This is a genomic window from bacterium, from assembly GCA_037147175.1.
In the GTDB taxonomy this organism is placed as follows: domain Bacteria; phylum Cyanobacteriota; class Vampirovibrionia; order Gastranaerophilales; family UBA9971; genus UBA9971.
The window spans coordinates 1-8962 of record JBAWVS010000072.1; the positions used below are offsets into that span (position 1 = coordinate 1).

Here is an 8962-nt window from a genome sequence, read left to right on the forward strand (position 1 = left end):
ACTCTTACTCTTACTCTTACTCTTACTCTTACTCTTACTCTTACTCTTACTCTTAGAGATTTTAACAGAATTATTTTTATATTTTAATGAATTAATATGTAGTAAATTTAACGAAAAAAAGTTATATTAAAAATTGTCGGCAACTATTATTAAAATTCTTATGTTTTTTTAAATCAAATTTCAATTACAAAAATATAATAAATAACGTGTGTAATATATCTAAAAAATAATTTTAGAAGTTTTTTTGTTTGGAAAAATAGAGTCAGCGTAGTTTTATTTAGAAAGGGTGGCTATTAATGCAGTGGTTAAATAATTTGAAGATTTCACAAAAGATTTTGGCGTTTGTTGGAATGGCTTCATTATTTATTTGTATTGTCGGGTATGTAGGATTTCATTTTGTCACAAAAGGTGCAAACGACATGACAACTATGTATACGGACAGCTTAATACCGGTAGCAGAGCTTAACCGCTGTGCTCAAGAATTTACTCAAATTAAAGCCGATACTCTTGACGGAATTTATGATCCTGCACAGCGCCAAATTAGAGCAAAAGCCCTATTGGAATCATCTGCAGAGATTAAAACTCTTCTCGGGAAATATTCGACAACTAAACTTGATCCTGAAGAAGTAAAAATGTTAAATGAAATACAAAAGGACTTATCTGCCTTCTATACAAATGTAAAAGAAACAGCAGAAGACTTAAATAAAAATAAGGTATCGGAAGCAAAAAAAGATTTCTATAAAATGGAAGATAAATCTGATGAATTTATAGCTGATATGATTAAACTCTCCGAATACAACGTAAAAGTTGCCGGTGAACTGAATACTCAAAATGACAAAGATTCTGCTGAATCAATCGCCCTTATAGTCGGTATTATTATTATTGCTGTAGTCTTGGCTGTTGCATTAGGCTTAATGATAGCAAATATGGTTTCAAAGCCGATAAACGCAGTAGTAAAAAACTTAAACGAAATTGCCAAAGGGAATCTCTCAATAGACGAAGTCCATAATGACTCTAAAGACGAGACGGGAATACTTGCAAAGGCACTTAATCTTACTGTAAAAAACCTCCGCGAACTTATAGGTTCCGTTTCTAAATCAATAGAAGAAATTTCTGCAAACTCGGAAGAGATGAGTGCATCTTCTGAACAAACAGCACAAGGAGCACAGCAAACAGCAACCAGCACTCAACAGTTAGCTCAGGGAGCACAGGAAATTTCCAGAAACGTTGAACTGGGTGCTGCAAGCATCAACGGCTTAAATAAAACAATTCAGGGTGTGGCACAAGAAGCCGTAATCGTAGCAAAACTCGGTAATGATACAGAAATAAATGCTAACGTAGGTGCTGAACATGTTAAAAAAGCAGTGCTTAAAATAGACAGTATCAAAAACGTCGCAGGTGCTATTTCTATAAATATTGCAGAACTCGGACAATTAAGTTCTGGTATTGAGCAAATAGTTGATTTAATCAAAAACATAGCAGGACAAACCAACCTTTTAGCATTAAATGCCGCTATTGAAGCAGCCAGAGCAGGCGAACACGGAAAAGGCTTTGCAGTAGTTGCAGACGAAGTCAAAAAACTTGCAGGACAATCAGCAGGTGCTACAGAAAAGATTACCGCAATGATTAAAGAAATTCAAAACAAAACACATGTAGCCGTAAATACAATGGATAAAGCAACTAAAGAGGTTGAAGAAGGCGTGTTCGTTATAAACGATGCAGGAAAAGCATTAGACAATATTATTTCTCAGGTAAAACAGGCTAATATTAAAATTCAGGGTATTACCAAAGAAATAGACGGCGTTGCAGCAAGTTCAGAAGAAGTTTTACATATGGTTGAAAATATTTCCGCTATAACCGAAGAAACTGCTGCCAGTGCGGAAGAAATTTCAAGCATTACCGAAGAACAAACAGCAAGCCTTGAAGAAATAAGTGCAAGTGCTCAAACTCTTGCTTCAGTGGCTGAATCTCTACAAAAGCAGGTTTCTGTATTTAAAATCTAGTCAATTTCAAAAAAATAATTTACAGAAAGGAAAATCAATATGGCTTTATTAAATACAGAAAGCGATGAACTACAGCTCATTGCCTTCAAACTCGGCAAAGAAGAATACACCGTACCTATTGAAACCGTACAAGAAATTATTATGCCTCAAATAACCACTCACATTCCCAAATCTCCTCGATTTGTCGAAGGAATAATAAATCTCAGAGGACATATAATTCCTGTAATAGACGGCAGAAAAAGATTCGATATAGAAATTTCGGAAAATAATGCAGACACAAGAGTCATTGTACTTGAATTAGATGACCATACCGTAGGCTTAATCGTGGATTCTGTCTCGGAAGTTGTTCATCTTAAGAAAAGCAACATTGAACCAACCCCTATAGAAAGTGACGAAAATAGCTTTATTGTAGGAGTCGGAAAACATCAAGACAGGCTTCTTTTATTATTAGATGCTTCTAAAATCCTTGATATAAAAGAGACGGAGCATTTAAAACAAACATTAGAAATTGCAAATAAGGTTTCAAAGCTACAGGAAACCATTGCAGAAGCAAATGTGAACGTTTAAAAATCTTATAAATTGACACGAGTCGACAAAGTAGAAATATTTTGTCGACATTTTTTTACCCGAATGAAACAAAAGAGCACTTGTGGCTATTTTATAAATGCTGTTTCAGTATGTTTTAAAGTTATCATCGGTAAGCAGTTGTATTGTATCTAAAAGTTTTCGGTTTGAAGTCTTTGATTTTAACAAAACAGCAGCAACCTTTTTTGTAATTTCTTGGGTAATTATCAAAGTTCTTAAGCAAAAATAAACTTGGAACTGAAAATATTTTAGATAAAAATCAACATTATGAAAAAGAGGTTTGTGGTCAAATTGACCACCAACCTCAGACTCAAGAGGGAAAGGAATTAACGGAAAAAAGAATTGACAAATAATATCATTTTTCTCAAGCAAAAATAAACTTGGAACTAAAAATATTTTAGATAAAAATAAACATTACGAAAAAGAGGTTGGTGCTCAATTTGAGCACTAACCTCAAACTCAGGAAGGAAGAGGATTAACGGCAGAAAGAATTTAACAAAAAATATGATTTTTAATAAACTGTAAAAAATTATGTTATTTTATCCAAGATAATTTTGAGCCTCTTTTATAATCTCAGTCTTTTCCTTTTCTCCAAGCTTTAAATAAGGTCGAGCCGGTATCTTTACTTTTTTATTTCTGCCGGCATCACCGCCAAATTGATGAATAGCCGCATAAACTTTATTTGTGCCGACTACTGCAACATTCTTATCATATTTGCTTGTAATAGAAGCTGAGAGTTCGCCTCTGACCTGTAAAATTCTGCCGGGCCAGTATCCTTTTTTAGTTCGCTGTTTTATTGTGGGCTTAGCAAGTGAAGTCCATTTATCGGGACGACCTTCTTTTTCAAAGTTTTCCTCGACAGAATCTTGCATAATTCCGGTAATATTTTTCATAAGCGGACGAAGATTTTCAGTTTTGGAAATTAACTTTTTTAAAAGTTGCTGTATTTCTTTGTCATCAACCTTTATTTCTATCGGTTCCGGCATGGAACTTCTCCATAATTGGATAATTAGCAATTATAAGTTCTTTAAACATTTTATTTTTTCGGTCTCCGCCTTGTTTATTATTGATTCCGTTGAGTCTTTCAACCGCAATCATTTCATAGCCTGTGTAAAGTTCACGAATTTTGGGAGAATCATCGTAGGAAAGTAAAAATCTTCCCTGAATGTTTCCGAGAGTTTCTCGCAATCTTTCATGCTCGAAGCCTTTTGTAGAAGTTGTATAATAACCGGCACCGTAGCTGTATGGCGGGTCGCAATAGAAAAATGCATCTTCATGATCGTATTGCTTGATGAATTTTTCAAAATCCCTGTTTTCGACCATAACTTTATCGAGCCGTTTACAAATAGCATCGATTTTCAGCAGGACATTTCCCTGACTTTTACAAGCTCCGCCTGTAGATTTCTTGACACAGCCAAATGTATCTCCTTTTCCGCCGAATGAGCGGGAGATAAGGAAGAGAAAACTTGCCGCTCTTTGAATATCAGTGATTCCTTCTGTGTTTAGAAACTGCATAAATATTTCCCTGCTGCCCAGAAGATACTGTAATTCTTCCTTTAAGGCATTGGGATGATACTTTACAATTCTGAATAAATTTACAAGTCTCCCGTCAAGGTCGTTGTAAACTTCCAAATCTGCCCATTTGTCATGATAGAAAAGAACCCAAGCTCCTCCGCCAAAAACTTCTAAATAAGATTTTATGTCTGTGGGAATTAACGGCTCTATTTTTTTGCGGAGCAATCTTTTACCGCCGACCCAGTTAATTAATGATCTTCTGTCAATTGTCATTTTGCTGCCTCCATTCTTTTATTTTGCCGGGGTTGTAACTCCAACCTGCATCCGGCGATATTTTGTGACCTGTTAATGAATCCGTATAAACTGCCACAGGTTTTTCTTCGCCTGTTTTCTTTGAAACCACCTGCATTTCTTCTGATAATTGCCCTTCTGAAGAATCAACATCGAGACTTCTGTCTTTTAAATTGTCATCAGATAAAGCCCTGACTCTGCATCTGCATCCCCAACCGTTCGGCGGGTAAAATGAATCCCAAAACGGGTCGTCATATCTGAAAACTCTGCCATTAAGCTGTGCGTGAGTCGGTCTTGTTCTTTTATCCATCACCGCAACATATTGCCAGTACGGACGATTATCGATATTATCAAGCTGTTCCCTATACCTTCCCGCCATATATGAAGTCTGAATATTTGTCCTGTAAATTGTTTTTAATCGTCTCATAGAGCCCAGCTGAATTGTTATAGGTTCATCACCGGCAGGAATAAGCGAGATGTCTTTGATTAATTTGCGTTTTAAAAGTTCATCTCTTACTTCTTCAGGCGTTCCGCTTATTGCTCCCCACCAGCCTTTATCGATAAGTTTTGGCTTAAGTTCTTTTGTGAATTGCTGCAAGGTTATTCCTTCATCCAGAGATTTTTGAACTATTTCTCTGATGTCAGTTAGAATATCTTCCCGCATAACTTTTGCCACGGTGAATGATCTTGTATGAGCATCCTGCCAAACTTCATGCCAGTCCCAGCTAAACTTATAGCCTTTAGATTTAAGGTATTTTATTGCCTGCTCAGGCTGAAGAGTTATAAGGTATTTTAAGCTGGAGCATAATTAAAAAAGTCAAATGGAACACCATAACTGCTTTATACACATTAATCAGCGGTGGCGGCAACTTCACTATAAAACTCGATAGAACCGCAGCAAATAAACTGGCTCTTTATTTATCTTCAAATTTAACTGCTTTTGATATTGTAAACGGTGCAACAAATGGTGTCGGTCTTGGAGTAAAGGCAGATTGGAATACTACAGGATATTATTACATTAAGCTTTACTTTACAGGAACAGCATATAAAGTTGACTGGTCAACAGACGGAATCAGCTGGACAAACGAACTTACCGTAACAACAAATACTGTTGTAACGGCAAATATTACTCAATTAATTTTAGGCGCAACAAATGCTTCTGCAAACTATTTAGCCGGCAATATTGATATGTCGGGGACGAAATTTGTTATCGGGAGTAACACAGTATTTGACGGAAGTTTAACTTATGTTGCTTCAAATCTTGTAGTAACTTTTCCGAACGGAAAAATCTATGAAATATCGCAAATGGGCAATGTCACAGGTTTAACAAATGACGGACCATATACATTTATCATTGAAGAGAACAATTTAACTAAATTACCAAACGGCAATTATTCTGCAATAGCCACAGGTGTTAAAACGGCATATTCATCAAATGAAGCATCTCCTACAATGACTTCTAATTCAGGACAGGGTTTTGATTGCTGGGTATGTAATTTCAATTCAGGCACTCCGTATGCAGATATTGGCGTTACTACAGCCTATTATTTGATGGACAGAAACGCCGGAACCTCTGTTACTTTCCCTGAAGGAACAAATCCAACCTATGGATTTGTTGTTAAATCAAATATCGGAGCAATCGCCATAAATAAAGTTCAAGTGGAAGGTCCGGGAAACTTTGGGCTCGGCGGTAACTCTATAGTTAGTATTTTTGGTTCTAACAATGGCACAAGTTGGACTTCACTTGGTTCTGTTCCGTCTAACGGCATCACAGAAATTACAAATACAACAAATTTTCTTTATTACTACTTTCAGCCAAACATCAATTTAGTCGGCGGTTACAGTCAATATAATACTTGGCTGAATAATATTAATTTCTGGTATCCGGTCAGCTACAGCGGAGGAAATATTACGCAAGATTATACTATTCCTCTTGGAAATGACGGCGATTATGGTCTTGATATAAGTGTAATACCGTATAAAGCTTTAAAACAAATCTCGGGATTATTAACCGACAAACAATTTTTAAAAGCCGCAGCAGCAATAAAAACTACCGGAGTTCTTGGTACACCGATAACTCAAGCCTTTAACAGAAGATTCTATACTAGAATACCTTGCCCGCAATGCAATACGACCACTGCGATAAATCATAATTTGGGTACGGATAATATAAGAATCGGCTTAAAGTTAGTTTGCAAAATCGCTGAAAGCAGTTTTATTGTCGGTCAAAAAGTTATTCCTCTGGCTAGAACAGTTTCAGCCAGCGAAGAATTCCCTTGCATTATAACCGGAAAAAACAGTTTTGATTTTGTCACAGGAAATACAGGCAGTTCAGGATTAATTGTAATCTCTCCCGGCAGAGACAATATGCAACCAACCTACACAAATTGGGATTTAGAAATAATTGTGGAGGCACATTTTTAATGAATTACAAAATTATAAACAAAAAAGATAACAGAATTAAAGATATTCCTGTGCAGCCGACACTTGAAAATTTAATCGGCGCTGATTATTACCCCGATTGGATTGAAGTGCCTGCTGAGTTATACGGCAAAGATATTGAAGTTATTGATGAAAATGTTGTTGAAAAAGCTGTCGATTTAGAAAAATTAAAACAACAAAAATTTTCAGAAGTTGAATCTGCTTATATAAACTCATTTTTAAACGGGCTTGATTCAACTATCGGCATTAAATTGCATATAAAACCTGATGACCAGCTTAATTATATCGGAGCAATGATTGCAACAGCTTCTTTGCAGGATTCAGATATATTGCCTTTCCCTTTGATTGATTTTTACGGCGCAACTCAGCAGATCACAGTCGGGCAGTCAAGACAGGCATATCTCGAAATCGTTAATTACAAAGCTCAAATGGAACTTCAAAGAGCAACCCTGCTTGCACAAATTGCAAATGCTCAAACTGTTGATGAACTCCCGATAATTCCGGAGGTGTTAAATAATGTCTGAATTTGATTGGCAAATAGCAAGAGGAGACACAGATTATCTAGAAATAGAAGTCGTCAATGAAGAAACAGAAGCACCTGTCGATATTACCGGAGCTGTAATTTATTTCACTGTCAAAAAATCATCTTCCGAATCTGATTCCGAGGCTTTGATTTATATCGAAATAACTGAGCATACAGATTCTATAAACGGAAAATCAAGGCTGGATATATTATCAGCAGATACTGATTTGCCGATAGGCAGGTATTTATATGATTTAGTAATAGAATTTCCGGAAGGGGACAGAAAACATTTAATTTCGCCTTCGCCTTTTATCATAACTTCAACAGTTAAAGAGGTTTAAATGCAAAATATCTCTGTAAAAATTACAAAAGGAAAACAATTAAAAGTAAACCTGAAGTCCGGTGTTCAAGGACCGCAGGGAGTTATTGGTTTGCAGGGAGAACAAGGCATTCAGGGTATAAAAGGCGAAAAGGGAAACACCGGCGAACAGGGACTGCAAGGTTTGCAAGGTATGCAGGGTGAGCAAGGATTTAAAGGGGACAAAGGCGACAAAGGCGATGCAGGTATACAAGGGATTCCCGGCAATGACGGTTTGCAAGGGCAAAAAGGTGATGCAGGGGAACAGGGAATTCAAGGAATAAAAGGCGATAAAGGAGATACGGGAGATTCAGGAGTTGCATCTGCTGTTGCTCCTTTGCAATATGTTTCTGAAACAAAAACTATACAAGTTGCATCAGGATATATTATTCCTTCAAGTTCAGGTGACGGAAGTAAATATTTAGCTGATGACGGGTCTTTTAAAACAGTATCGATTCCTTCGGGAACTAAAATCGAAGTTGGAGATTCAAAAGCTGAAATATCAGATACAGGAAGCAACGGACTTTTTTCAGTAACAATAGATAATGTCGTCAGAATGAATATCAATGAAGATTTCCATTTTGGAGACGGCAATACTGAATGGTCATCAGGAAATGAATATAAATGTTTATTCGATAAATCAAAAGGTGCGTTCAGAGCCGGTTATATAACTAACGATAACTGGAATAATAACAAGAGAGGAATTTACAGTGCAGCATTCGGATACAACTGCAGGGGTGCAGGCGATGGTTCTTTTGCAGCAGGTTATAACAATGTTGCCGGTTATTACAGTGCATCATTTGGCTACAATAACGTAAACGGCGGTGAGGCTTATGGTTTTTGTTGCGGGTACGGCAATTCAATGTCATACAACAACTCGTTTGTAGCAGGTTACTACAATATTGACGGCGGAAATTTCGTACACGTTATCGGCAATTCCGCAAAGGCTTCAGGAAGCGGTATTGCCTTAACGATGGCTTGCGGTCAGATAAATTCTGTTGGCGATGCACAGGTTGAAAAAGCTGTAATGAAAGCCGTTACAACAAATGCCGCACAAATATCTATGAATCATGATACCAATATCGGCACACAAGTTTTAGGTATCGATATTCCTGCAAAAACCTGTATGGGTTTTACAGCAAGAGTTTCTGCATACAAATCCGATTATTCGCAATCCGCTGATTTTGAAATAAAAGGTCAAATCAAAAGAGATAATTCCGGCAACACGACTTTGGTTTGGACAAA

At 36.7% G+C, this 8962-nt stretch carries 9 protein-coding genes; 6 read left to right on the forward strand and 3 right to left on the reverse strand.

Annotation, left to right across the window (positions count from 1 at the left end):
* The first annotated feature begins 296 nt into the window (after positions 1-296).
* Positions 297-2003: a methyl-accepting chemotaxis protein gene (locus tag WCG23_12350; GenBank protein MEI8390659.1), complete on the forward strand. Its 1707-nt coding sequence runs from the start codon at positions 297-299 to the stop codon at positions 2001-2003.
* 39 nt (positions 2004-2042) lie between these two features.
* Entirely contained in the window at positions 2043-2570 is a 528-nt protein-coding gene (locus tag WCG23_12355) for a chemotaxis protein CheW (protein ID MEI8390660.1), read from the forward strand.
* 557 nt (positions 2571-3127) lie between these two features.
* Here the strand turns inward: WCG23_12355 and WCG23_12360 are convergent.
* Genes WCG23_12360 through WCG23_12370 form a run of 3 tightly spaced genes read right to left on the reverse strand, consistent with a single transcriptional unit; the run spans position 3128 to position 5058 of the window.
* Entirely contained in the window at positions 3128-3574 is a 447-nt protein-coding gene (locus WCG23_12360; protein ID MEI8390661.1) for a phage virion morphogenesis protein, read from the reverse strand.
* The gene (locus WCG23_12365; protein MEI8390662.1) at positions 3546-4376 is read right to left on the reverse strand and encodes a DNA adenine methylase; all 831 of its coding nucleotides are present in this window, start codon (positions 4374-4376) and stop codon (positions 3546-3548) included. Before WCG23_12365 ends, WCG23_12360 begins: the two co-directional genes overlap by 29 nt.
* Positions 4366-5058 (reverse strand): phage minor head protein, encoded by a 693-nt coding sequence (locus WCG23_12370; protein MEI8390663.1) that lies wholly within the window; start codon positions 5056-5058, stop codon positions 4366-4368. Before WCG23_12370 ends, WCG23_12365 begins: the two co-directional genes overlap by 11 nt.
* Positions 5059-5582: 524 nt before the next feature.
* Between WCG23_12370 and WCG23_12375 the strand changes: the two genes are divergently transcribed.
* The 4 genes from WCG23_12375 to WCG23_12390 all read left to right on the forward strand — a co-directional run.
* Positions 5583-6818: a hypothetical protein gene (locus tag WCG23_12375; GenBank protein MEI8390664.1), complete on the forward strand. Its 1236-nt coding sequence runs from the start codon at positions 5583-5585 to the stop codon at positions 6816-6818.
* Positions 6818-7360 carry a hypothetical protein gene (locus tag WCG23_12380; GenBank protein ID MEI8390665.1) on the forward strand — a complete coding sequence of 181 codons (543 nt, stop codon included), beginning with the start codon at positions 6818-6820 and terminating at the stop codon, positions 7358-7360. Before WCG23_12375 ends, WCG23_12380 begins: the two co-directional genes overlap by 1 nt.
* Positions 7353-7700 (forward strand): hypothetical protein, encoded by a 348-nt coding sequence (locus tag WCG23_12385; protein ID MEI8390666.1) that lies wholly within the window; start codon positions 7353-7355, stop codon positions 7698-7700. Before WCG23_12380 ends, WCG23_12385 begins: the two co-directional genes overlap by 8 nt.
* Positions 7701-8962: hypothetical protein (locus WCG23_12390; GenBank protein ID MEI8390667.1), on the forward strand; the 1262-nt coding region annotated here is incomplete at its 3' end.

What these genes read in the sequence shown, in the direction of transcription:
- WCG23_12375 (MEI8390664.1), top strand. Translation starts at nt 5,583, where the DNA reads ATGTCGGGGACGAAATTTGTTATCGGGAGTAACACAGTATTTGACGGA.
- WCG23_12355 (MEI8390660.1), top strand. Translation starts at nt 2,043, where the DNA reads ATGGCTTTATTAAATACAGAAAGCGATGAACTACAGCTCATTGCCTTC.
- WCG23_12370 (MEI8390663.1), bottom strand. Translation starts at nt 5,058, where the DNA reads ATGCGGGAAGATATTCTAACTGACATCAGAGAAATAGTTCAAAAATCT.
- WCG23_12360 (MEI8390661.1), bottom strand. Translation starts at nt 3,574, where the DNA reads ATGCCGGAACCGATAGAAATAAAGGTTGATGACAAAGAAATACAGCAA.
- WCG23_12380 (MEI8390665.1), top strand. Translation starts at nt 6,818, where the DNA reads ATGAATTACAAAATTATAAACAAAAAAGATAACAGAATTAAAGATATT.
- WCG23_12385 (MEI8390666.1), top strand. Translation starts at nt 7,353, where the DNA reads ATGTCTGAATTTGATTGGCAAATAGCAAGAGGAGACACAGATTATCTA.
- WCG23_12350 (MEI8390659.1), top strand. Translation starts at nt 297, where the DNA reads ATGCAGTGGTTAAATAATTTGAAGATTTCACAAAAGATTTTGGCGTTT.
- WCG23_12365 (MEI8390662.1), bottom strand. Translation starts at nt 4,376, where the DNA reads ATGACAATTGACAGAAGATCATTAATTAACTGGGTCGGCGGTAAAAGA.